The sequence below is a fragment of the Siccirubricoccus phaeus genome, assembly GCF_008360935.1.
GTDB lineage: Bacteria > Pseudomonadota > Alphaproteobacteria > Acetobacterales > Acetobacteraceae > Siccirubricoccus > Siccirubricoccus phaeus.
This window is the reverse complement of sequence record NZ_SRXO01000007.1, coordinates 212,233-234,456: the sequence shown is the minus strand read 5'-3', so window position 1 is coordinate 234,456 and position 22,224 is coordinate 212,233. Positions and strand designations below refer to the sequence as shown.

Here is a 22,224-nt window from a genome sequence, read left to right as displayed (position 1 = left end):
ATCGCTTCCGGCGCCACTTCTCACGGTGTCGCGATGCAGCGTAGTCCTCGCCACCGCCAGGATGTGCCTTCACTGCAGGCAGGACGGCTTGACGCCGCAACGGACGGTGTAATGAGTTGTCAAGGCATCCGCTTATGCGTTGACCCTGTCGCAACCCCTGGTTAAAGAAAAGGCAGGTCTTACGGCGCCATTGCGCGTCATTTTCACGCTGGGGTGCGGGCAATGGGCGATTATGCTTCGATCATTGGCGGCGACGGTAGCGAAACGACCCTGGGCGGTATCGGCTCAGGCCAGGACGCCTACTATCACATTGAGTCGTCGGACGTTATTCTGAACCGCGGCGGCACCGACGGTGTCGTGGCGGTGGACGCCACGGGCGCCGGCGACACCTATGTCCAGGGCGGCTCGGCGAATGACATCGTGCTCGGCGGCGCCGGGGACGACAGCTTCAAGGGCGGCGAAGGCGGTGATTCCGCCGAAGGTGGTGCCGGCGACGACGTCGTCGAGGGCAATGGCGGCGACGACACGCTCGACGGCGGCGCCGACGATGACAAGATCAGCGGCGGTGACGGCGCTGACTACCTGATGGGTGGCGACGGCGACGACACCATCGCGGCCGGCGCCGGCGACGACGTGCTGATCGGCGGCCTCGGCGACGATCTGATGATGGGCCAGAGCGGCAACGACATCTTCGTCTTCGATGTCAGCGGCTTCGGCGACGACACCATCTCCGGCTTCCAGGTCGGCGATGTGGTCCACATCGTGCCGGGCGTGAACGGCATCAACAGCCTGGACGACCTGGCTGGCAAGGTAACGGCGGATGGCTCCCAGGTGAAGATCGACCTCGGCGCCGGCGCGACCATCACCGTCAACGTCGCGGGCGTCAGCACCGACGACCTGGTGAACAATCTGAGCGCTTGGGTGAAGGTCCAGGATCTGTAATGGTAAGCCCCTGGCAACCGATGCCTGGTACCAAAGCCTGGTGACGGCGGGGGTTGCCCTGAGCGCGATCGAAAGGGACACGGCGGCATCCGAGGGTGCCGCCGTCCATGTTTCTGCAGGGCTGATTCCGCTCTCGCCGGGGATTGCCGCGGTCGGCTTCCGGACCGGCGCGGCGACGCCGGAGGCTGGGCTGGACCTGCGGGGGCCCAGCTTCGAGCTGGACGGCAACCCGCTGCAAAGCAGCGTCTCCTGGCATCAATTCGACATGGCGCCGGAGGGGGTGCTGCGGCTGCTGCTGCTGCGCAGCCAGAAGGGGCTCGAACCGGGCGGGCTGCTCGGTCTGCGGGCCCGGAATGGCAGCGCCATCCTGCATCTGCGCGGCCTGCAGGATCTCGGCGAGTTGCTGGGCGGCGCGCCGCCCCCTGCCCTCGCCCTTGCCATCCTCCGCTTCCTCGCGGCCAAGGGGCTCGGCGTGCTGCGGGCCGCCGAGGATGCACGCTTCGCCGCCGCCTGCCACGGCTTCGCCGAGCTGACCCTGGCGCCGGACCGGGTGGCCCTGCCGCTGGCCCGCTGCGGCCATGATGCCATCCTCTGGGCCGCCCCGCCCGGCACCGCCGCCGAGGCCGCCGTGCACTACGTCATCGGCCGCCAGCGGATTCGCCGCCTGGCCCTGGCCACGGACCGCTTCATCCTGCCGGACCGCCATCTGGCCGATGGCTTCCTGCTGCCGCCGCACGCGCCGGGCCCGATCCACCTGGCCCCCGCCGGCGGCCCCCTGCCCCGGCTGGCCGAGCTCGGCCGCCGCGGCGATGCCGAATCGCGCAACCTCCACCGTGCCGCCCAGGCGGAGATCCGCCGCCGCGCCCCCGCCGAGCCGTATTTCCGGCAGATGCTGCGCGACCAGGCGCTGCTCGCCCCCGCCCTGCCCTTCCGCCAGGTCGCGGAGCCGGACCAGCCCTTCGGCGGCTCGCTGGACATGGCGGTGCCGGACCCGGCGGGCGGGCTTTTCCTCCGGGGCTGGCTGCGCGACCCGCTCGGCCTGGTCGCCGGCCTGACCCTGGTGGGGGATCAGGAGCAGCCCCTCGACCTGCGCGCCGCGCAGCGCTTCCCGCGGCCGGATCTGCTGAAGACCTATGCCGAGTCGCCGCATGGCGGGGCGCAGGGCAAGCCCGGCTTCGTCGCCTATCTGCCGGCCGCCGCCCGCCGCCCCGTGGCGCAATGGTCGCTGCGGCTGGAGCTGACCACCGGCGATTCCGTGCAGCTCACCGCCCCGCCGGGCCTGCTCCACCCCCAGGCGGCGCGGGAGAAGGTGCTGGGCGCCATCGCCCCGGCGCATGTGACACCGGAGATCCTGACGCAATGCATCGCCCCGCCCGTCGCGCGGCTGCATGCCGAGATCATGGCGGGGCGCGGCCAGCCGGATTCGGTCGCCATCGGCACCGCGCCCGCCCGGCCGCCCGCCTCCTTCGTCATCCCGCTCTACCGCAATCTCCGCTTCCTCCGGCACCAGTACGGCGCCTTCGCCCGCGACCCTGCCCTGGCCGAGGTGGAGCTGATCTATGTGCTGGATTCGCCGGAGCAGCGGGACGAGGTGGAGCACCTGCTGCGCGGCCTGCACGGGCTTTACGGCCGTGCCCTCACCCTGCTGATCCAGCCGGTCAATTACGGCTATGCCGCCGCCTGCAATGCCGGGGCGGAGGTGGCCCGGGCGCCGGTGCTGCTGCTGTTCAATTCGGATGTCGTGCCGGCCGACCGCGGCTGGCTCGGCCCGCTGCTGGCGGCGCTCGAGGCCGATCCGGGGCTCGGCGCGGTCGGGCCGAAGCTGCTCTTCGAGGACGGCTCGCTGCAGCATGCCGGGCTGTTCTTCGAGCGCGGGCCGCGCGGCGAGTGGTTCAACAACCACTACTTCAAGGGCTATCCGCGATACTGGCCGGCCGCGCAACTATCGCGGGAAGTGCCGGGCGTCACCGGCGCCGCCTTCTGCGCCCGGGCGGAGGCCTACCGCGCCGTCGGCGGGCTGACGCTCGACTACGTGATCGGGGATTACGAGGATAGCGACCTCTGCCTGAAGCTGCGCCAGGCGGGCTGGCGCATTGCCTATGTGCCGGGGAGCGAGCTCTACCACTTCGAGCGGCAGTCGATTCGCGAGCATGTCGGCTATGCCCGGACCCTGGCCGGCAATTACAACCGCCTGCTGCATCACGGCCGCTGGGATTCGGCGATCGCGGCGCTGATGGCGCGCATGCCGCGCCCGGCCTCGGCCTTCGGGATGGGCTGAGCGATGAAGCTGCTGGTCCTCTGCCACAACCATCCCGGCCTGCAGCCCGGCGGCACCGAGGTGCTGGCGCGTAACCTGTTCCGCGAGCTGCGCGACCGGCACGGCGTGGAGGGCGCCTTCCTCGCCGCCGTCACCGGCAGCCACCGGGAGCGCCGGCCCGGCACCATGCTGCAGGGCATCGGCGAGGCGGCGGATGAGATGCTGGTCTGGCTCGGCCATTTCGACCGCTTCTTCCTGGCCCAGCCGGATACCTACGGCCTGGCCAGCCTGCTGCCGCTGGTCGCCGAGCTGGCGCCGGACGTGATCCATCTGCACCACCCGCTGCTTTGGGGGGTGGAAGGCATAGATTTGCTGCGCCGGGCCGCGCCGCAGGCGCGGATGATCTTCACCGCGCATGACTTTTTCCCCATCTGCCCGCAGGAAGGCCAGCTCCTCACCACCGATGGAAGGCTGTGCAACGGCCCCTCGCTGGATGCCTGCCAGACCTGCTTCCCCGGCCGGGCCGGGGCGGATTTCGTCATGCGCGGGCTGCAGATGCGCGACGTCTTCCGCGACTTCGACCGCATCCTGACCCCCTCCGCCTTCGCGCGGGAACGCTATGTCGCCGCCGGCTGGCCGGCGGGGCAGATCGAGGTCATCCCGAACGGGCTGCTGCCGGCGCCTCCCGCCCCGCACCGCCCGGCGCCGGATGGCAGGCGCGACCGCATCGGCTTCTTCGGCCATCTCAACCGCTTCAAGGGTGGGCTGGTCCTGCTCGGCGCCTCCCGCCTGCTGCAGGCGGCGGGGGTGGCGCACCGCCTCACCCTGCATGGCGGCGCCGCCTACCAATCCGAATCCTTCATGGAGACGCTGAAGGCCGACCTCGCCGCCACCCCTGCCGCCCAATGGGGCGGGCCCTACCAGGCCGGGCAATTGCCTGGGCTGATGGCGCAGGTCGATTGGGTGGTGGTACCCTCCATCTGGTGGGAGAACGCGCCCCTGGTCATCCAGGAAGCCTTCCTGCATCGCCGGCCGGTGATCTGCGGCGAGATCGGCGGCATGGCGGAGATGGTGCGGGATGGCGTGGACGGGCTGCATGCGCCGGTGAACGACGCCGCGGGCCTCGCCCGCATCCTGAAATATGCCGTCGAAACGGATGGATTGTGGGAAAGGCTGGTGGCTCGTATCGAACCGCCACCGACCATCGCTGAAGTGGCGAAGCGGCACCTTTCCCTCTATCAATCTGTGTTGGAGGCCGTCCCGGCTTAGTATGCCCCCGCGGCGGGCGGCCGAACCCGGCCAGGCCGCGCAGAAGCGCCGCGGAGGTTGCACCGCGGCCAGGTCACCGCTGAGCAAAAGGCCCTGTTGAGCAAAAGGCCCTGTGTCCGAAGACAGTCGAGGCGAGGACGAATGCGGCAAGCCGGTCCGTTCACTTTTCATGCCCGGTTTCGAGGGACTTTCTGATGGCCATGGTGAATGCGCGTAATGCGAGGCGGGAGGTCAGCCAGATGCCGGAAGGGAGCGCGGCGGGACAGGCTGCCCAGGTCGCGTCGGATGTGCGTGGCATGGTGGACAACGCCACCCCCGACCGGCTCTATGGCTGGGCCTGGGACGCCGCCTATCCCGGCTACCGCGTGCCGGTCGAGCTGCGCCTGGCCGGGGAGGTGGTGGCGACCGCCGTCGCCGATTTCGCCCGCCCGGACCTCGCCGCCAACGGCATCGGCGATGGCTGCCACGCCTTCGAATTCGCCCTGACCGGGGAATGGTTCGACCGCCGCGGGGAGCTCAGCCTCACCGGGCTCGGCGCTGACGGCAAATCCTACCCGGTGATGATCCGGCTGCGCCGGCCGGACGATGCCCAGGTCGCCACCCAGCTCCAGCGCGCCGTCGAGGCCATGACGGCGGAGCAGAAGCAGATCCGGGCGGAGCATGCCGCGCTGCGCGCCCGGGCGGAGACCCTGCCGGAGGCCGAGGCGGTAGCCGCCATCGCGCGCGACAATGCCAGCCTGCACAAGCGGCTGGACGAGCTGGAAATGTGGCTCGCCCGGCTGGATATGCGGCTGGCCGACCATGCCGCCCCGGCGAAGGCGGCGGAGGGCGGGCATCTCGACCCCTGGCAGGCGGTGCTGATCGCCCTGCTGGCCAGCGCCGTCAGCGCCGGCCTGGCCGCGGCTGCCGCCGGCTACTGGAGCTGAGGCCGATGTCCGGCAGTAATCGAGCGCAAGCCCCGGAAGCCCTGCTGCGGCAGGCGATCGAGCAAGTGCTGCGGGCTGCCAGCGGCTGGATGATCCTGGTCATCATCCTGAGTCTGCTGGCATTGCTGCTGGGCTACGCCCTGCTCATGAACAAGATGCGGCTGATTGGCGAGATCCCGCGGACCCTGAGCGTCGAGACGGTGGTGTCCGCCACCATCTTCTGGCTGCTGGGGCTGGCGACGCTGGCGGCGGTGAAGGCGCTGAAGCATTATTCCATCGGCAGCATGGCGCGCTACGCGGCGGAGCGTCTGGCGGTGCCGGCGGCGCTGGCGGCCGCCCAGCGCGCCGGGCGGCCGGAAACCCTCTCCGCCGAGGTGCTCAACGATATCGAGCAGCTCCGTGGCGCCTTGGCCGGCTCGGCGACCAGCTCGGCGCTGAACTTCCTCATCAGCCCCGTCCTGCTCGTGCTGGCCGCCTATATCCATATCGCCCTGGGCATCATGGCCCTGCTCTACTGCCTCCTCGCCACCATCCTCAGCCTGCTGCTGGCCCGGGCGAATGAGCGGGCCGCCATGCTCTCCGGCCAGGCCAATGCCCGGGCCTATGGCCATGCCGCGGATGCGATGCGCAGCGGCGAGGCGGTGCTCGCCATGGGCATGCTGCCTGGCCTCGCCCGGGAATGGGTGACGCTCAGCACCGCCGGCGGCGGCGAGGCCTGGCTGGCGGAACGCCGGGCGGAAAGGCTGCGTACCGCGCTCGAGATCCTGATGGGCACCTTCCGCGGCGCCAGCATCGGCATGTTCGCCTTCTTCAGCATCGCTGGCATCAACATCCATTCCGTGATCGCCGGCAGCATCCTGCTGGTCGCGATGGTGGTCTCCCCCTATGTCGGCATCGGTGCCCATGCCAGGACCATCGCCGAGGCCGAAGCAGCCTGGCGCCGCCTGCGCAAGCTGGTGGACGAAAGCGGGGCGCCGGCGGAGGGGCTCGCCTATCCCTGCCCGGAGGGCAGGCTGGTGGTGGAGCACATGTCCTTCGCCTTCCGCGGCCCCAACCCGCCCATCCTGCGCAATATCGACCTGGTGGTGGAGCCTGGCGAGATCGTCGCCATCGTCGGCACCTCGGGCAGCGGCAAATCCACCCTGCTGCGGCTGCTGATGGGGGTGATGCGGCCGAGCATCGGCGGCGTCTATCTGGACGGCCATGCGACCCACCAATGGGACCGCCGCGACCTCGCCCGGCATGTCGGCTACCTGCCGCAGGACAGCCTGCTCTCCCGCGGCACGGTGGAGGAGGTGATCGCCCGGCTGGAAACGCCGCAGCCCGGGCTGGTGCTGGACGCCGCCAAGCGGGCCCAGGCGCATGAGGCGATCATCGCCCTGCCCAATGGCTACGCCACCCCGCTGCTGCAGAGCCACCAGCTTTCCATGGGCCAGCGCCAGCGCATCGCCCTCGCCCGCGCCCTCTACGGCCGGCCGAAGCTGCTGATCCTCGACGAGCTCGCCGGGTCGCTGGACGCCGAGGGCGAGGCGAGCGTCGCCACCCTGCTGCAGGCGCTGCGGGAGGAGCGGACCTCCGTCATCTTCACCACCCACCGGCCGAGCCTGCTCGCCGTCGCCGACCGGGTGCTGACGCTGCGCAACGGCACGCTGGTGCCGGCCGGCGAGGACCAGGCGCGGCTGCCCGGCCGCGGCCGGCCCGAGGCACGGCGCCGCGCCAGGCCGGCGCGGGAGGAAGCGGCATGAGCGTAACCACCCTGCCCGCCAGGGCGCCGGCCATCGGCCCCGACCGCACCGCGCCGCTCCGGCCCAGCCAGTTTGGCGTCACGGCCTTCACCCTTTTCGTGCTGCTGCTCCTCACCCTGGCGCAGCAACTCGGCTTCATCGCCGGCATCCTCTACATGAAGCACATGATGGATGGGGTGATCGAGAGCCGGAACATGGACACACTGGCCGCGCTCAGCCTGATCTTCGTCGGGATGGTCGTGATCAGCAGCGTGGCCGGCCATTTCCGCACCATCATGCTGACCGCCGCGGCCGAACGCTTCGGCCTCCGCCTCAAGCTCGAGGCGATGCAGGCGGCGGTGCGCAACGCGGTCCGCACCGATGCCGGCTCCGCCCTGCCCATCCTGCGCGACATCTCGACGGTGCAGCGCTTCTTCTCCGGCCGCACCCCGGCCGCGCTGCTCGACCTGACCGGTGCGGTCGGCGCCGTCGCGCTGATGTTCTACCTGGATTTCTGGCTGGGGGTGATCGGGCTTGTCGGCATCGCGCTCTCGGCCTCGATGGGCGCCCTGTTGGTGCTGACCACGCGCCGGCTGATGCGGCGCAGCCGCGACCGGCTGGATGCCGCCCAGGCGGAGCTGGGCAGCCAGTTCCTGCATCCGGACACCGTGCGCGGCCTCGGGCTGCTGCCGGCCACGCTGCTCCGCTGGCAGGCGAAATACACCGCTGCGCTGGATGCCGAGGATGCCAGCCAGCACCGCTCCGACACCATGCATGAGCTGGACCATTTCATCTCGCAGCTCGTGCTGATGACCGCCTTCCTCTACGGCATCTGGCAGGTCATCGAGAATGGCGCGACGGCCGGGCTCCTGCTGGCCATCACCTTCACCATGGGCGCCGCCACCCATCCCTTCTCCACCCTGTTCCAGAATTGGTCGAGCTGGGGCCATGCCATGCAGGCCTGGCAGCGGCTGCGCCGGACCATGCGGCGGGACGGCGAGCCGCCGGTACGCCCGCCGGAGCCCGAGGCGGCGACCGGCCTGCTTATCGAGGAGCTCGGCTTCTGGCCGGAAGGCCGCAAGCGGCCGATCCTGCAGGGCATCGGGCTGCGCGTCGCGCCGGGCACGATGATGACGGTGCAGGGGCCGAACGGCGTCGGCAAATCCACCCTGCTCCGCCTGGTGCTCGGGCTGATGCCGCCCACCTCCGGCCGGGTGCTGCTGGACGGGCAGGACACCTGGCATTGCGACCGTGCCGCCTTCGGCCCCCGGATCGGCTATCTGCCGCAGGATGTGCAGCTCCTGGAAGGCGATATCTTCCGCAATATCGGCCGTGGACCGGAGGCGGTGGCGGCCGATGTGGTGGCCGCCGCCCGCGCCGCCGGGGCGCATGAGATGATCGGCCGGCTGCCGCTCGGCTACCAGACGCCGTCCGGCGCCACATCGGGGCTTTCCGCCGGCCAGCGCCGGCTGATCGGCCTGGCCCGCGCCCTCTACCGCCAGCCCCGGCTGCTGGTGCTGGACGAGCCGGAGGTGGGCATGGATGGCCAGACCCGCGGCCTGATGCGGCGCGCGGTGGAGGAGGCCAAAGCCCGCGGCGCCGTGGTGCTGCTGGTGACGCATGAGCCGCGCACCTGGAACGACCTGACCGATCTCCGCCTGCTGCTGGCGAAGAACGGCGAATGGCAGCTACGCCCTGCGGAGCAGGATGCCGACATCATGGGGGCCAGCCTTGCGCGAGTTGATTGACCAGCGGCTGGAGCAGAGCCGCGCCCTGATCCCGGCGACGGAAAGCAACGGCCCCACCGCCCTGCCTCCCCCTATCCCGGTGGAAAAGCTGCTGGAGGCGCGGGTGCAGTCGCCGCCGGTCGGGCGCGTGGCCCGCATGGCGCTGCTGACCCTCGGCCTGACCCTGGTGCCCTTCTTCGGCTGGGCGACCATGACGCGGATGGAGAAATCGGTCATCGCCACCGGCCAGCTCATCCCCGAGGGAAGGCGGAAGACGGTGAACCTGCTGGAGCCCGGCATCCTGCGGACCATGCTGGTCCAGGAAGGCTCGGTGGTGGAGGAAGGCCAGCCGCTGCTGCAGCTCGACGTCACCCAGGCCGAGTCGACGGCCGACCAGGCGCGCAGCCAGTACTGGGGCGGCCGCGCCCGCATCGCCCGGCTGCGGGCGGAACAGGCGGAGGAGCGCAGCTTCACCTTCCCGCCCGACGTCCAGCGCGCCGCGGTGGACTTCCCCGCCGTGCTCACCCTGCTGGAGGCGGAGAAGGCGCTCTTCGCCGCTCGCTGGAACACCTATGACGGCCAGGCCTCGGTGCAGGAACGCGCCATCAGCCAGGTGCGGGAGCAGATCGCCGGCGTGCGCGGCCAGCGCGAGGCGGCGGAGCTGCAGGTGCGCTCGACCCGGGAGCAGATCGCCGGCCTCTCCCGCCTGCTGCAGCAGGGCTTCGCCTCCCGCTTCACCGTGCTGGAACTGCAGCGCACCGAGGCGACCTTCGCCTCCGCCATCCAGACCGCCCTGGCGCAGGAGGGCCAGCTCCGCGAGCAGGTGGCGCAGGCCGAGCGCCAGCTCGCGACCCTGCACCTTACCCGGCTATCCGACATCGCGACGGATCTGCAGACGACGGAGGCCAGCACCGCCACCGCCCTCGCCCAGCTACGCGCGGCGCAGGACGTGCTGAACCGGCGCGAGGTGCTCTCCCCGGAAGCCGGCAAGGTCACGAATATCCAGGCCTTCACCCCGGGCGCCAGCATCGCCGCCGGGCAGCCCATCCTCGACCTGGTCCCGGTGCGCGACCGTTTCATCGTGGAAGCCCAGGTGGCGCCGACGGATATCGAGCAGGTGGCGGTCGGCCAGCGGGTGAATGTCCGCCTCACCTCCTACCGCATGCGCGAATTGCCGGTGATTCCCGGCCAGGTGATCACCGTGGGGGCGGATGCGCAGCAGAATCCGCAGGGCACCAGCTTCTTCAGCGTGCGGGCCGAGCTGGACCAGGCGATGCTCGACCACTTCCCCGACCTGCGGGTCAATGCCGGCATGCCGACCGAGGTCTATATCCTGGGCGAGCGGCGCACCCCGCTTTCCTATCTCTGGGCCCCGATCCGGAATTCCGCCCGGCGCGCCCTGCGCGACTGAGCAGCATGGCGAGAGGGCCGGGTGGAGGCCCCATTGCCTTGGCGCCGGCGCTGCGGCACATGCTGCGCCGCACAATACCCCATGGAGCACGAGCCGCATGCGCATCGACGCGATTCCGATCGGCAAGAACCCCCCCGAGGACGTCAACGTCGTCATCGAGGTCGCGATCGGCGGCGAGCCCATCAAATACGAAATGGACAAGGCGGCGGGCACGCTCTTCGTGGACCGCTTCCTCTACACGCCGATGCGCTACCCGGGGAATTACGGCTTCGTTCCGCATACGCTGAGCGATGACGGCGACCCGATCGACGTGCTGGTGGCGAATACCCGGCCGATCGTGCCCGGTGCGGTCATCAATGTCCGTCCGATCGGCGTGCTGCGGATGGAGGATGATGGCGGCGGGGATGAGAAGATCATTGCCGTGCCGACGCCGAAGCTGACGAAGCGCTACGAGAAGGTTCACAACTACAGCGACCTGCCGCAGATCACCCTCGACCAGATCCAGCATTTCTTCGAGCACTACAAGGATCTCGAGCCCGGCAAATGGGTGAAGTTGCTCGGCTGGGGCGATGCGGCGGAGGCGCGCAAGCTGATCGTCGAGGCGATCGCGCGGGCCAGCGCGGCGGCGTGAGGGGGGACGGGGGGCGGCGCCCCCGCCTGGGGAAGGCTTCCCCCCGGATTCCTGCCATGAATTCGCTGGTTGAATCCCGGGCCGCAGACTCGGAGCCTGCCTCGAAAGGGTCCCGGCGGCGGATCGGCGAGCGGCGCGGCGCTGCCGCGGCGGCGCCAGCCGATGCCGGTGGCATCGGCGAGGCCGGGGAGGTCATGCGAACAGCGCGCCGGCGCATGACCCGAGGGGCGGAAAGACCGCCCGAGACACGCCGCAGACCCTTTTGAGACAGGCTCTCAGACCAGGGTCCGCGGCGCCGGATCCATCCTCCGGCGGCGGGCGGATGCCGGGCGTCCAGCGGGCAGCGCCCCGCCGATCTTTACCTGGCGCAAGCCCGCCGCCCCTCCCCAGCCGCCGCCGGCTCGCCTAGCTATGGGGCCGATGCCTGCCGCCGACCCCGATGCCGCGCTGCGCGTGGCCCTTGCCCGCCACCGCGCCATCGCCAGTTCGCTGCTGGCGCTGATGGCCGCCCTCTTGCTGGCCGGCTATGCCCTGCCCCCCGGCTATGCCACCGAATTGCTGCAGGCCGCGGCCAAGGCCGGGCTGGTGGGCGGCCTTGCCGACTGGTTCGCCGTCACGGCACTGTTCCGCCGGCCGCTCGGCCTGCCCATCCCGCACACCGCCATCATCCCGCGGCAGAAGGAGAGGCTGGGCCAGGGTCTCGGCCGCTTCGTCGCCAACCACGTCTTCACCGAGGCGGAGGTGGCGAGGGTGATCGGCAGGCTGGACCTGGCCGGCATATTGCGCAGCTTCATGGCCGACCCCGCCGCCGCCCGCCCCGCCGCCGAGGCCATGGCCGCCACCCTGCCCCGCCTGCTGGCCAGTCTGGAGGATGGCCGCGCCCGGCGGCTGCTCGGCCGGCTGCTGCCGCGGCTGGCGGGGGGTGCCGGCGGCGCCCGGGTGCTTGCCGGGGCCCTGCGCGCCCTGCTCGCCGGCGGGCGGCACCAGGAGGTGTTCGACCTCGCCATCGGCCAACTCCGCCTTCTGCTGGTGGAGAAGGAGGACCAGCTTCGCACCGCCATCGAGACCAAGGTGCGGGAGGAAGGCGGCCGCCTGGTCGGCTGGGCGCTGGGCGCCACGGTGGCGCGCCGGGCGCTCGCCGCCGTCACCGCCGAGCTGACGCGGATGGAGGCGGCGGACAGCGACCTCCGCCTGGCCTTCGAGGCCTGGCTGACCGCCGAGATCGAGAAGCTGGAGAGCGACCCGGAGCGGATGGCGGCGGTCGGCAAGGCGATGCGCCAGGCGGTGGCGCATCCGAGCGTCGCGGCCTGGCTGGGCGATGTCTGGGCCCGGCTGCGCGCGGCGCTGGAGGCCGATGCGGCCCGGCCGGATGGCCGGGTGGTGGCGCTGCTGGAAGGCGCCTTCGCCAATGCCGGTACGCTGCTGGCGGAGGACGCGGCCGCGCGCGCCCGGCTGAACCGGGCGGCGGAGAGCGTGGTGGCGCGGCTGCTGCCGGCAGCAAGGGCGCAGCTTGCCGGCTTCATCGCCCAGGTGGTGGCGGGCTGGGACACGGCGCAGGTGACGGAGAAGATCGAGCTGCGGGTCGGGCGCGACCTGCAATATGTGCGGATGAACGGGACGCTGGTGGGGTTCCTTGTGGGCGGCGCGCTCTATGCGCTGCTGCAGGCGGTGTTCGGCCGGGTGGCGTTCTGAGGGAGGTCGTTCCGGCACCGCAGATTCTTCTTGTGTATTCCACTCGCAAGCTGTACACATTCGCCCATGCGCACCAACATCGAAATCGATGACGGCCTGATCGCCGAGGCCATGCGCCGCGGCGGCCATTCCACCAAGAAGGCCGCGGTGGAGGAAGGCTTGCGCCTGCTGGTCCGCCTGGCCCGGCAGCGGGAAGCGGCGGAGGCCTTGTGGGGCGCCGACCCGGCCTGGGGCCTGGAGCCCCGCCCCGCCGCCGGGCTCCATGAGGACCAGGCGCCGCTCCGCTGATCGCCGTCGACAGCTCCGTCCTGATCGGCGTGCTGAAGCGGGAGGAAACCCCCGCCACTGCCGCTTTCCGCCGCCTGGCCGGCACCGAGCCGCTGGTCATCGGCGACATCGTCCTGCTCGAGGTGCTGCGGGGCGCCTCCTCCGAGGCCAAAGCACAGACCGTCGAGGCCTGGCTGCGCAGCTTCGCCCTGGCGCCGATGCTGGGCGAAGCCCAGGCGGTGCGGGCCGCGTCGCTGTACCGGCGGCTGCGCGGCCTCGGCATCACCCCGCGCAACACGCCGGATCTCATCATCGCCGGCTGGTGCATCGCCCATGCCGTGCCGCTGCTGCAGCAGGACCGGGATTTCGCCCGCATGGCCGGGCCGCTCGGCCTGGCGCTGCATCCTCTTCCCTAGCCTGGCGCCCGGGGCCAGACTTTCCCCATGAGCCTCTGCCTCGCCATCCTGGACCAATCGACCATCGCCTCTGGCCGCGGCGCCGACGAGGCGATCCGCGAGACCCTGGCCCTGGCGAAGCTGGCCGACCAATGGGGCTATGCCCGCTACTGGCTGGCGGAGCACCACAACAGCCACTCCCATGCCGGCAGCGCGCCGGAGATGCTGGTCGCGGCCATCGCCGCCACCACGCAGCGCATCAGGGTGGGCACTGCGGGGGTGATGCTGCCGCATTACTCGGCGCTGAAGGTCGCGGAGCAGTTCAGGCTGGCGGAGGCGATCGCCCCCGGGCGGATCGATCTCGGCCTCGGCCGCGCCCCGGGCAGCGACGGCCGCACCGCCTTCGCCCTGAATCCCAGGGCCAATGAGGCCGCCGAGGCCTTCCCCAACCAGGTCATGGACCTGCTCGGCTGGCTGGGCGACGGGCTGCCGGAGGGCCACCCCTTCCGCCAGGTCGCCGCCAACCCGCAGATTCCGACCCGGCCGGAGGTCTGGATCCTCGGCTCCTCGGATTACGGGGCCCAGCTCGCCGCCTATTTCGGCCTGCCCTACTGCTTTGCGCATTTCATTTCGGACCAGGGCAGCGAGCAGGTGATGCAGCTCTACCGCGAGCATTTCCAGCCGCATCCCGGCAAGCCCGGAAGGCTGGCGGCGCCGCATGCCGCGCTGGGCGTCTTCGCCCTGACCGCGGATACGGAGGAAGCGGCCTGGCGGCTGTACAAATCCCGCGAGCTGTGGCGGCTGTTCCGCGACACGGGACGCTTCCCGCCGCTGCCGAGCGTGGAGGAGGCCGAGGCCTACCCCTTCCGGCCGCATGAGCGGGAATACCTGGAGCGGCTGCGGGCGAAGGCGGTGGTCGGCGCGCCGGAACAGGTGAAGGCGAAGCTGGACGCCATGGCGGCCGCCCATGGCGCGGCGGAAATCGCGGTGCTGAGCCCCTGCCACGATCCGGCGGCGCGGCAGCGCAGCTACCGGCTGCTGGCGGAGGTGTTCGGGATGGATGGGGGCTCCGACCTCATGCCCCCGCCAGGGGGCTCTGCCCCCAAGCCCCCGCCAGGGGCGCCGCCCCTGGACCCCGCCGGGGAGGGGACCCCTCCCCGGACCCCGGTGTGAGTCTGCGGTTCAACCTGCCGACTCGGGTCAGGGGTCCGGGGGGCTGATGGCAGAGGGCGGAGCCCTCCGCCGGGAAGGGGCGGCGGCACTGCCATAGCCCCTACGCCCCACCGAAATCCCCCGGCCTCTGCCGGTGGCGCTGCCGGTAGGGCCGCCGATGCCGCCACCAATCCAGCACCGGCCCCACGCCCAGCAGCGGCGCCGCTGCCAGCATCGCCAGGGCGAAGCCCGCTGCCCATCGCTGGGCCCCCAGCGCCAAGCAGGCGACGCTCAACCCCGCCAGCCCGCCTGTCGCCACGGCCCCGAGCGCCGCCCAGCCCAGCAGCGCCCGGTGCCGCGCATCCAGCCATTGCGGCGGCGAAGCATGGTCGGTGCGCGGCACGCCGTCGGTGCCGACCTCGTAGAGCCGCCGCGGATCGATTTGAAATGGAGGCTCGCCGCTCAGCGGCGCATCACCACGAAACGGACCGGCCTTCCCCCGCCACGTCGCATGCGCCACCAGAGAGAGCCGAAAGCCACCAGCCCGCCGATGATCGCGACCGGCAGCAGCAGCCCGACGAACAGCACGGCCAGCGCCGCCAGCACCAGCCCGCCCGTCACCAGCGAGACCAGCAGCGCTGCCCCGCCCAGCCGAGCCAGGGCGCGGTCCAGCCACCCGCCCGCACCGGCCGGCGGCTGGCTGTCGCGGAACTCGCCTTCCGGCGTCATGTCGAGCACCGGGGGATGGTGATCCCGGCTGTGCGGCCCGGGCTGCCGGAAATTGTCCATGCCGGGGATGTTGCCCGTCCCCGGCCCCGGTTCAAGCCCACCCCACCCCTTCGGCGGCCGGATACTATTCCGGCTTCACGATCAGCGTGGTGCCGTCCACCCCTTCCACCCGCACCTGCACCGGCCCTTCCGGCACCCGCATGTCCCGTGGCAGGCGGGCCGGCCAGTCGCTGTCGCCGATCCGCACCCGCAGCCCGTGCCGTTCCACCGGCAGCAGCATGCCGCTGCGGCCGATAAGCCCGGCGCCGGGCGCATTCACCCGGGCCCCGCGCGGCGGCCGGCTCTGCCGCAACGTCAGGGAAAGCCAGATGCCGGCCCCCAGCAGCACCAGGAAGCTGGTCGCATCCATGGCGAAGGTGGTGACGGTCACCATCTGCACCAGCCCGGTGCCGATCGCCGCCAGCCCGACCCAGAGCAGGAAGATGCCCGGCAGGATCAGCTCCGCGACCAGCAGCAACAGCCCGGCGAGGATCCAGATCAGCCCCGGCTCCATGGCCTCTCCCCGGCCGGCGGCGCGGGGGGCGTCCCGCCCGGCCCGCGCAGCAGCTCCAGCGCCTGGGCGATGCCGCCCGCCAGCCCCGCCGCTTCCATCGGCACCACCACCAGCTTGTGGGCGGGGTTGGTGCCCATCGCCTCGAAGGCCTTCACATAGCGGTCGGCGATGAAGTAGCGCAGCGCGCTTTCGCCGGCGCCGGCGGCGGCCTCCGCCACGGCGCGGGTCGCCGTTGCCTCGGCCTGGGCCAGGCGCTCCCGCGCCTCGGCATCCCGCATCGCACTCTCCCTTCGGCCCTCGGCTGCCAGGATCAGCGCCGCCTTCTCGCCCTCCGCCTTCAGCAGCGTGGCGCGGCGCTCGCGCTCTGCCGTCATCTGCAGGTTCATGGCGCGCACCAGATTCTCCGGCGGCTCCACCTTGCGCAGCTCCACCCGGCTGACCTTCACGCCCCAGGGATCGGTCGCGCCGTCCAGGATGGTGAGCAGGGAGGAGTTGATCCGTTCCCGCCCCGAGAGCGTCGCGTCGAGGTCCATCTCGCCGATCACGCTGCGGATATTGGTCATGGTCAGCGCCGTCAGCGCCTGTTCCAGGTTCTGCACCGCATAGGCCGCCTTGGCCGGGTCCATCACCCGGTAATAGACGATGCCGTCCACCGCCACCGAGGCGTTGTCCTTGGTGATGACGGATTGCTCCGGGATGTCCAGCACCACCTCCTGCACATTCATCCGGCGGCCGATGGCGTCCACATAGGGGATGATGAAATTCAGCCCCGGCTGCAGCAGCCGGGTGAAGGCGCCGAAGCGCTGCACCGTCCAGACCTCCCCCTGCGGCACGGTGCGGATGCCGCGCGCCGCGGTGAAGACCGCGAGCAGCAGGAGGACGATGAGAACGATCTGGCCACCGGTCATGCGGCGCTCCCCTGGTTTCCGGCCAGTCTAGCCTTCCCCGCACAGGTTGCCGATGCGCATCGGACCGGCGGCGCGGCGGAGGACACCGGCTTGTGTTCGCCGCATCGCCGGCGCATGCGGTTCCTGTGGAGATGGCCGGGGTGAATCGCTAGCCTTTCCGTGGCGGGCAAAGACCCGCAGGGAGGACAACGAGAATGATGCAGCGCCGCAGCCTGCTGCCGGTGCTGGCCGCCCTGCCCCTGGCAGCGCGGGCCCAGCCCCTGTGGACCCCGGACCGCCCCCTCCGCATCCTGGTCGGCTTCGCCGCCGGCGGCAGTACGGACACCACCGCCCGGATCGTCGCCCAGGCCCTCGGCACCGCGCTCGGCCAGCAGGTGGTGGTGGAGAACCGCACCGGCGCCGGCGGCAATGTCGCCTCCGAGGCCTGCGCCCGCAGCGCGCCCGATGGGTACACCATGGTCATGGCCTCCATGGGCACCCATGCGGTGAACCAGTCGCTCTTCCCCAACCTGCCCTTCCATGTGGCGAAGGATTTCTCCGCCATCTCCCTGGTGGTGGAGAGCGCCTGCCTGCTGGTGGTGCATCCCTCCGTCCAGGCCGGCAGCACGGCCGAGCTGATCGCCCTGGCCAAGGCGCGGCCCGGCGGGCTGAATTACGGCACGGGGGGCGGCGGCACCTCCCAGCACATCGCTGCCGTGCTGTTCGAGCAGCAGGCGGGGGTGCGCATGAACCCCATCCATTACCGCGGCGGGGCGCCGGCCATGGCGGATCTCGTTTCCGGCCGGATCGACCTGATCTTCTCCCCGGTGGTGGAGAGCATCACGCAATACCGCACCGGGCAGGTGCGGGCGCTCGGCATCACCTGGCCGAAGCGGGCGGAGGAGCTGCCGGAGGTGCCGGCGGTGGCGGAGGCGGTGTCGGGCTACAGCTTTCGGAGCTGGCTCGGCCTCTTCGCCCCGGCCGGCACGCCGGCGCCGGTGGTGGCGCGGCTTTCGGAGGAGACGGCCAAGGCAGTGCGGCAGCCGGCGGTGGGGGAGCGGCTGCAGCAGCTCGGCTACCGGCCGGTGGGCAGCACGGCGGAGGATTTCGCCAGCTTCCAGCTCGCCGAGATCGCGCGCATGGCGGAGGTGGTGAAGGCGTCGGGGGCCTCCGTCGAGTGAGCGTGCCGCCCGCCGGAGGCGGCGATGGCGCCCGGCCGTGCCTGCATCCACGCTGTGGGAGGTGACAATAGGCGGCGGCACGGGCATGTTGCACGACATACGCCAGGAGAATAGCATGCACCGCCCGCCCCCCTTCACCCAGCGCAGGCGCCGCGCGTGATCGGCCGCCGCCCCCTGCTCGCTGCCGGCGCCACGCTCCTCGGTCCCTTGGCCGCACCGCGCCTTGGCGCCGCCCAGGCGCCGCGCGTGCTGAAATTCGTCCCCCAGGCCGATCTCGGCATCGCCGATCCGGTCTTCACCGCCGCCTATGTCACGCGCAACCACGCGCTGATGGTGTTCGACACGCTCTATGGCATGGATGACCAGCTCCGCATCCAGCCGCAGATGGCGGCGGGCCACACCACCTCCGCCGAAGGGCTGCAATGGGAGATCCGCCTGCGCGAGGGGCTGCGCTGGCATGATGGCGAGCAGGTGCTGGCGCGCGACGCGGTGGCCAGCATCCGCCGCTGGGCAAGGCGGGACAGCATCGGCGGCTCCCTGCTGGCGGCGACGGAGGCGCTGGACGCGCCCGACGACCGCACCATCCGCTTCCGGCTGAAGCGCCGCTTCGACCTGCTGACCTATGCGCTGGGCAAGGCCGGCTCGCCGGTCTGCGCCATCATGCCGGAGCGGATCGCGGCCACCGACCCCTTCCGCCAGATCACCGAGATCATCGGCAGCGGCCCCTTCCGCTTCGTCGCCTCGGAGCAGGTCTCCGGCGCCCGCGTGGTCTATGAGCGCAACCCCGCCTATGTGCCGCGCGCCGAGGGCACGCCGAGCTTCACCGCCGGGCCGAAGGTGGTGCATTTCGACCGGGTGGAGTGGCAGGTGATCCCCGACCCCTCCACCGCCGCTGCGGCGCTGCGTACCGGCGAGGTGGATTGGTGGGAGGCGCCGACCTTCGACCTGCTGCCGCCCTTGCTGCGCGACCGCCGGATCAAGGTCTGGACGCCGGATCCGCTGGGCTACATCGCGGTGATGCGCTTCAACCAGCTCGTCCCGCCCTTCGACAATGCGGCGCTGCGCCGCGCCTTGCTGCCGGCGCTGAACCAGGCGGATTTCATGGCCGCGGTGGTGGGCGATGTGGCGGATGGCTGGCGAGAGGGCATCGGCGCCTTCCCGCCCGGCACGCCGCTGGCCAATGATGCCGGCCTGGCCGCCCTGACCAACCCGCGCGACGTCGCGGCGGCCAGGCGCGCGGTGCAGGCGGCGGGGTACAAGGGCGAGAAGGTGGTGGTCCTCTCGCCCTCCGACTTCCCGACGCTGAAGGCGCTGGCGGATGTCGGCGCCGACCTGCTGAAGCAACTCGGGCTGAACGTGGATTACCAGGCGACCGATTGGGCGACGATGCGCCAGCGTCTGGGGCGGCGGGAGGGGCCGGAGCAGGGCGGCTGGAACGTCTTCCACACCTATTGGTCGGGGCTCGATCAGCTCGACCCCGCGGTGCACCAGTATCTGCGCGGCACCGGCACGGCGGCGAGCAATGGCTGGCCGACCAGCCCCCGGCTGGAAGCACTGCGCGACGAATGGCTGGCGGCCACGACCGAGGGGGACCGGCTGCGCCTGGCGCGGGAGATCCAGGCGCAGCTTTTCGTCGACATCCCCTATTTGCCGCTCGGACAGATCATGGCGCGGACGGCGCACAAGGCGGAGCTGGCCGGGATGCTGGGCGGGTTCTCGCTGTTCTGGAATCTGCGGCGGGGGTGAGGCGGGGGCTCCGGCCCATGCCGGGAGAAACGAGAAGGCAGATCGGGGGCTTCGCCCGTTGGCGGCGGCGGCGCTGCTAGCAGAGGGCGCTGCCCTCTGCACTCCCGCCGGGGCCAGGACCTGGCCCCGGACCCCGGTCTGAGTTCTGGACCCGACGGTTGAACCGGCAGGCTCAGGCCAGGGCCCGGAGGGGAGGCCCCCATGGAGTGTTGCAGGGGTGTGAAATCCGTCGGTAGAAACTTGTCCGGATGTCTGGCCAAGTTTAGGGTCCGGCCAGTCGCCGCCCGGGAGCCATCGCCATGCCCGACCCCCGCCTTGCCCGCATCGAGGAGCTGCTGACCCTGAAGGCCGATGGCCAGTACGGGCTGCACGACGTCACCCAGCGCCAGCACGCCCTGCAATCCGCCTGGGCGGCGGAGCAGGAGGGCGGCGACGCCGCGCTCATCACCGCCTCCCTGCTGCATGACGTCGGGCATCTGGTGCATGACCTCGGCGAGAACCCGGCCGAGCAGGGCGTGGACGACAGGCATGAGGAGCTGGGCCATGCCTTTCTCACCGCCTGGTTCGGGCCGGAGGTGACGGAGCCGGTGCGGCTGCATGTCGCCGCCAAGCGCTATCTCTGCGCCGTAGAGCCGGATTACTTCGGCAAGCTGTCGAAGGATTCGGTGCTCAGCCTCGCGCTGCAGGGCGGGCCGATGTCGGCCGCGGAGGCTGCTGCCTTCGCCGCCCTGCCGGAGGCCGAGGCGGCGGTCCGGCTCCGCCGCTTCGACGAGGCGGCGAAGGTGAAGGGGCTGGAGACGCCGCCGGTGCGGCATTTCCTGCCCTATGTCGCGGCCTGCCTGAAGCCGGCGGCGTAGCCACTCCCGCCACGCAGCAATCCGGTCGAGGCACGCTCTCGCCTGCGCTCGACGGGGTCGAAGGGGTCGCTCTCGACGCTCAGTAGATCCCCATCGCCAGCCCGGCGGCGAAGGCCGTGCCCAGCTCCTCGCAGCGCGCCAGCGCCTCGGCGGGGATGGTCTTCGGCGCCAGGATCGCCTCCGGCGTCTGCGCCCGCGTGCAGACCAGCACCGGCTCGGCGATCTCCCGCAGCCGCCAGCCCGTGGCGATGCGCCGCATCTGACGAATGGCGTTCTGCCCGTCGCTGCCGGCGCAGACCAGCAGCGCATGCGGCCGCCCCTCGATCCGCCCGAGCACCGGGTAATAGCAGCGGTCGAAGAAATCCTTCATCGGCCCGGCGATCGCCGCCAGCGTCTCCGGCGAGGCGAAAAGATAGCCATCCGCCGCCAGCACATCCGCCGGCCCCGCCGCCGCGGCACGGCGCAGCACCACCCGCCCCTCCGCCGCCGCGCCGCGCGCCGCCGCCTCCGCCATTTGCCGGGTGCCGCCCGTGCTGGAATGGTACACCACCAGCAGCGTCTTCATCGTCGCCGCACCTGCGCTATCTTGTCGCCAGGGGGAAGGAAACCCATGCGCATCGAAATCCTCTGCACCGGCGACGAGATCCTCACCGGCAAGACCATCAACACCAATTACAGCCATATCGCCCGAAGGCTGGTCGAGGTCGATCTCGGCGTCACCTGGGGCACCGTGGTGGGCGACGACCGCGACGCGCTGCGCGCCGCCTTCCGCGAGGCCGCCGCCCGCGCCGATGTCGTCATCGTCAATGGCGGGCTCGGCCCCACCGTGGACGATCTCTCCCAGGAAATGGCCGCCGAGGCCGCCGGCGTGCCCCTGGTGCTGCACGCGCCCTGGTTGGCCCGGATGGAAGCCTTCTACGCCAGCCGCAACCGCCCCATGCCGCCCAACAACCGCAAGCAGGCCATGCTGCCGCAGGGGGCGGAGTTCATCGACAACCCGATCGGCACCGCCTGCGGCTTCGCGGTGACGATCGGTGGCGCCCGCTTCTACTTCACCCCCGGCGTGCCGCGGGAAATGCATCGCATGCTGGATGAGCAGATCATCCCCCGCCTGCTGGCGATGGAGGGCCGCGCCGGCGTGACACGGCTGAAGCGCTTCCACTCCTTCGGCATCGGCGAAAGCCGCGCCGACCAGATGCTTTCGGGCCTCGAAGCGATGGCGCCGGAGGGCGCGGTGAAGCTCGGCTTCCAGGCGCACTACCCGCAGCTCGAGACCAAGCTGGCGGCGCGCGCGGCGGATGCGGCGGCGCTGGAGGCGATCCTGGCGCCGCTGGAGGCGGAGGTGCGGCAGCGCCTCGGCAATTTCATCATCGCCGAGGATGAGCAGAGTCTGGAAGGCGCGGTGATCGCCGCGCTGGATGTCGGCACGCTGGCGGTGACGGAGACGCTGACCGGCGGCGGCATCGCCGCGCGGCTGGTGCAGGTGCCGGGGGCGGAGACGCGCTTCCGCCAGGGCCTGGTGCTGCCGCCCATGGCGGCGGATGGCGCCACGGCGCTGGCCCAGGCGGCCAGGCTGCGGGCGGAAAGCGGCGCCAGCCATGCGCTGGCGGTGCTGGCGGCGGTGGACAAGGGCGGCGGCCGCATCGCCATCGGCCTGGTGGATGGCGGCGGCGAGGTAGTGCGGGAAGCGCTGCTGGTCGGCGACCGGGAGCGGGTGCGGCTGGGCGCGGCGGAGATGGGGCTGGACGTGCTGCGCCGCTGGCTGCAGGGGCTGCCGGTGGATGAGGCGGTGGATTTCGAGCGGCGGGGCTGACCACCCCGCGCCGCCCCGCGGCGCGGGTCCCATTGGCGGCGGTGCTACCTCCGCAAGGCGGGAGA

The 22,224-nt window shown here is 71.5% G+C and carries 21 protein-coding genes; 16 read left to right on the top strand and 5 right to left on the bottom strand.

Annotated features, from left to right (window positions below; all coding sequences use genetic code 11):
- The first annotated feature begins 222 nt into the window (after nt 1–222).
- From E5N76_RS12545 to E5N76_RS12490, 12 genes are all read left to right on the top strand, one after another.
- Nucleotides 223–942: a calcium-binding protein gene (locus E5N76_RS12545; RefSeq protein ID WP_149537636.1), complete on the top strand. Its 720-nt coding sequence runs from the start codon at nt 223–225 to the stop codon at nt 940–942.
- A gap of 40 nt (nt 943–982) precedes the next feature.
- Complete coding sequence (locus tag E5N76_RS12540; protein WP_149537635.1) at nt 983–3,220, top strand: glycosyltransferase; 2,238 nt, start codon at nt 983–985, stop codon at nt 3,218–3,220.
- Nucleotides 3,221–3,223: 3 nt separating this feature from the next.
- Entirely contained in the window at nt 3,224–4,468 is a 1,245-nt protein-coding gene (locus E5N76_RS12535) for a glycosyltransferase family 4 protein (RefSeq protein ID WP_149537634.1), read from the top strand.
- Between the two features lie 239 nt (nt 4,469–4,707).
- Nucleotides 4,708–5,394 carry a hypothetical protein gene (locus E5N76_RS12530; RefSeq protein WP_149537633.1) on the top strand — a complete coding sequence of 229 codons (687 nt, stop codon included), beginning with the start codon at nt 4,708–4,710 and terminating at the stop codon, nt 5,392–5,394.
- A gap of 5 nt (nt 5,395–5,399) precedes the next feature.
- Nucleotides 5,400–7,139: an ATP-binding cassette domain-containing protein gene (locus tag E5N76_RS12525; protein ID WP_149537632.1), complete on the top strand. Its 1,740-nt coding sequence runs from the start codon at nt 5,400–5,402 to the stop codon at nt 7,137–7,139.
- Nucleotides 7,136–8,866 carry an ATP-binding cassette domain-containing protein gene (locus E5N76_RS12520; protein ID WP_149537631.1) on the top strand — a complete coding sequence of 577 codons (1,731 nt, stop codon included), beginning with the start codon at nt 7,136–7,138 and terminating at the stop codon, nt 8,864–8,866. Before E5N76_RS12525 ends, E5N76_RS12520 begins: the two co-directional genes overlap by 4 nt.
- Nucleotides 8,850–10,256, top strand: coding sequence for an HlyD family type I secretion periplasmic adaptor subunit (locus tag E5N76_RS12515; protein WP_187830133.1), 1,407 nt, complete (start codon nt 8,850–8,852; stop codon nt 10,254–10,256). The genes E5N76_RS12520 and E5N76_RS12515 overlap by 17 nt, the downstream gene beginning before the upstream one ends.
- Before the next feature lie 97 nt (nt 10,257–10,353).
- On the top strand, nt 10,354–10,887 hold the full coding sequence (ppa, locus tag E5N76_RS12510) for an inorganic diphosphatase (protein ID WP_149537629.1): 534 nt from the start codon (nt 10,354–10,356) through the stop codon (nt 10,885–10,887).
- Nucleotides 10,888–11,307: 420 nt separating this feature from the next.
- Nucleotides 11,308–12,579, top strand: coding sequence for a DUF445 domain-containing protein (locus E5N76_RS12505; protein ID WP_235907684.1), 1,272 nt, complete (start codon nt 11,308–11,310; stop codon nt 12,577–12,579).
- 66 nt (nt 12,580–12,645) lie between these two features.
- Nucleotides 12,646–12,867, top strand: coding sequence for a type II toxin-antitoxin system VapB family antitoxin (locus E5N76_RS12500; protein WP_149537627.1), 222 nt, complete (start codon nt 12,646–12,648; stop codon nt 12,865–12,867).
- The gene (vapC, locus tag E5N76_RS12495) at nt 12,864–13,262 is read left to right on the top strand and encodes a type II toxin-antitoxin system VapC family toxin (protein ID WP_149537626.1); all 399 of its coding nucleotides are present in this window, start codon (nt 12,864–12,866) and stop codon (nt 13,260–13,262) included. The genes E5N76_RS12500 and vapC overlap by 4 nt, the downstream gene beginning before the upstream one ends.
- Nucleotides 13,263–13,289: 27 nt before the next feature.
- A complete protein-coding gene (locus E5N76_RS12490) occupies nt 13,290–14,414 on the top strand; it encodes an LLM class flavin-dependent oxidoreductase (RefSeq protein WP_149537625.1) in 1,125 nt (374 codons plus the stop codon).
- Between the two features lie 100 nt (nt 14,415–14,514).
- Here the strand turns inward: E5N76_RS12490 and E5N76_RS12485 are convergent, their stop codons facing one another.
- The 4 genes from E5N76_RS12485 to E5N76_RS12470 form a co-directional block, all read right to left on the bottom strand.
- Complete coding sequence (locus E5N76_RS12485) at nt 14,515–14,796, bottom strand: hypothetical protein (RefSeq protein WP_149537624.1); 282 nt, start codon at nt 14,794–14,796, stop codon at nt 14,515–14,517.
- A gap of 59 nt (nt 14,797–14,855) precedes the next feature.
- The gene (locus E5N76_RS12480) at nt 14,856–15,182 is read right to left on the bottom strand and encodes a hypothetical protein (protein ID WP_149537623.1); all 327 of its coding nucleotides are present in this window, start codon (nt 15,180–15,182) and stop codon (nt 14,856–14,858) included.
- A gap of 64 nt (nt 15,183–15,246) precedes the next feature.
- Entirely contained in the window at nt 15,247–15,675 is a 429-nt protein-coding gene (locus E5N76_RS12475) for an NfeD family protein (RefSeq protein ID WP_149537622.1), read from the bottom strand.
- Entirely contained in the window at nt 15,660–16,583 is a 924-nt protein-coding gene (locus E5N76_RS12470; protein ID WP_149537621.1) for an SPFH domain-containing protein, read from the bottom strand. Before E5N76_RS12470 ends, E5N76_RS12475 begins: the two co-directional genes overlap by 16 nt.
- Nucleotides 16,584–16,777: 194 nt before the next feature.
- On the opposite strand from E5N76_RS12470, the gene E5N76_RS12465 reads away from it, so the two are divergent.
- The 3 genes from E5N76_RS12465 to E5N76_RS12455 all read left to right on the top strand — a co-directional run bounded on the left by E5N76_RS12465 (nt 16,778) and on the right by E5N76_RS12455 (nt 20,346).
- Nucleotides 16,778–17,743: a Bug family tripartite tricarboxylate transporter substrate binding protein gene (locus tag E5N76_RS12465; RefSeq protein ID WP_149537620.1), complete on the top strand. Its 966-nt coding sequence runs from the start codon at nt 16,778–16,780 to the stop codon at nt 17,741–17,743.
- Between the two features lie 156 nt (nt 17,744–17,899).
- A complete protein-coding gene (locus E5N76_RS12460; RefSeq protein ID WP_149537619.1) occupies nt 17,900–19,489 on the top strand; it encodes an ABC transporter substrate-binding protein in 1,590 nt (529 codons plus the stop codon).
- Between the two features lie 299 nt (nt 19,490–19,788).
- Nucleotides 19,789–20,346 (top strand): phosphonate degradation HD-domain oxygenase, encoded by a 558-nt coding sequence (locus E5N76_RS12455; protein WP_149537618.1) that lies wholly within the window; start codon nt 19,789–19,791, stop codon nt 20,344–20,346.
- Nucleotides 20,347–20,425: 79 nt separating this feature from the next.
- On the opposite strand, the gene E5N76_RS12450 is transcribed toward E5N76_RS12455, so the two are convergent.
- Complete coding sequence (locus tag E5N76_RS12450) at nt 20,426–20,911, bottom strand: flavodoxin family protein (RefSeq protein ID WP_149537617.1); 486 nt, start codon at nt 20,909–20,911, stop codon at nt 20,426–20,428.
- 45 nt (nt 20,912–20,956) lie between these two features.
- Between E5N76_RS12450 and E5N76_RS12445 the strand changes: the two genes are divergently transcribed.
- Nucleotides 20,957–22,159 (top strand): CinA family nicotinamide mononucleotide deamidase-related protein, encoded by a 1,203-nt coding sequence (locus E5N76_RS12445; RefSeq protein WP_187830132.1) that lies wholly within the window; start codon nt 20,957–20,959, stop codon nt 22,157–22,159.
- Nucleotides 22,160–22,224 lie beyond the last annotated feature (65 nt).

Excerpts from the sequence above, each read along its gene's own strand:
- E5N76_RS12545 (WP_149537636.1), top strand. The coding sequence starts at position 223 with ATGGGCGATTATGCTTCGATCATTGGCGGCGACGGTAGCGAAACGACC.
- E5N76_RS12535 (WP_149537634.1), top strand. The coding sequence starts at position 3,224 with ATGAAGCTGCTGGTCCTCTGCCACAACCATCCCGGCCTGCAGCCCGGC.
- E5N76_RS12530 (WP_149537633.1), top strand. The coding sequence starts at position 4,708 with ATGCCGGAAGGGAGCGCGGCGGGACAGGCTGCCCAGGTCGCGTCGGAT.
- E5N76_RS12525 (WP_149537632.1), top strand. The coding sequence starts at position 5,400 with ATGTCCGGCAGTAATCGAGCGCAAGCCCCGGAAGCCCTGCTGCGGCAG.
- E5N76_RS12520 (WP_149537631.1), top strand. The coding sequence starts at position 7,136 with ATGAGCGTAACCACCCTGCCCGCCAGGGCGCCGGCCATCGGCCCCGAC.
- ppa (WP_149537629.1), top strand. The coding sequence starts at position 10,354 with ATGCGCATCGACGCGATTCCGATCGGCAAGAACCCCCCCGAGGACGTC.
- E5N76_RS12505 (WP_235907684.1), top strand. The coding sequence starts at position 11,308 with ATGCCTGCCGCCGACCCCGATGCCGCGCTGCGCGTGGCCCTTGCCCGC.
- E5N76_RS12500 (WP_149537627.1), top strand. The coding sequence starts at position 12,646 with ATGCGCACCAACATCGAAATCGATGACGGCCTGATCGCCGAGGCCATG.
- E5N76_RS12490 (WP_149537625.1), top strand. The coding sequence starts at position 13,290 with ATGAGCCTCTGCCTCGCCATCCTGGACCAATCGACCATCGCCTCTGGC.
- E5N76_RS12480 (WP_149537623.1), bottom strand. The coding sequence starts at position 15,182 with ATGGACAATTTCCGGCAGCCCGGGCCGCACAGCCGGGATCACCATCCC.
- E5N76_RS12475 (WP_149537622.1), bottom strand. The coding sequence starts at position 15,675 with ATGGAGCCGGGGCTGATCTGGATCCTCGCCGGGCTGTTGCTGCTGGTC.
- E5N76_RS12470 (WP_149537621.1), bottom strand. The coding sequence starts at position 16,583 with ATGACCGGTGGCCAGATCGTTCTCATCGTCCTCCTGCTGCTCGCGGTC.
- E5N76_RS12465 (WP_149537620.1), top strand. The coding sequence starts at position 16,778 with ATGATGCAGCGCCGCAGCCTGCTGCCGGTGCTGGCCGCCCTGCCCCTG.
- E5N76_RS12455 (WP_149537618.1), top strand. The coding sequence starts at position 19,789 with ATGCCCGACCCCCGCCTTGCCCGCATCGAGGAGCTGCTGACCCTGAAG.
- E5N76_RS12450 (WP_149537617.1), bottom strand. The coding sequence starts at position 20,911 with ATGAAGACGCTGCTGGTGGTGTACCATTCCAGCACGGGCGGCACCCGG.
- E5N76_RS12445 (WP_187830132.1), top strand. The coding sequence starts at position 20,957 with ATGCGCATCGAAATCCTCTGCACCGGCGACGAGATCCTCACCGGCAAG.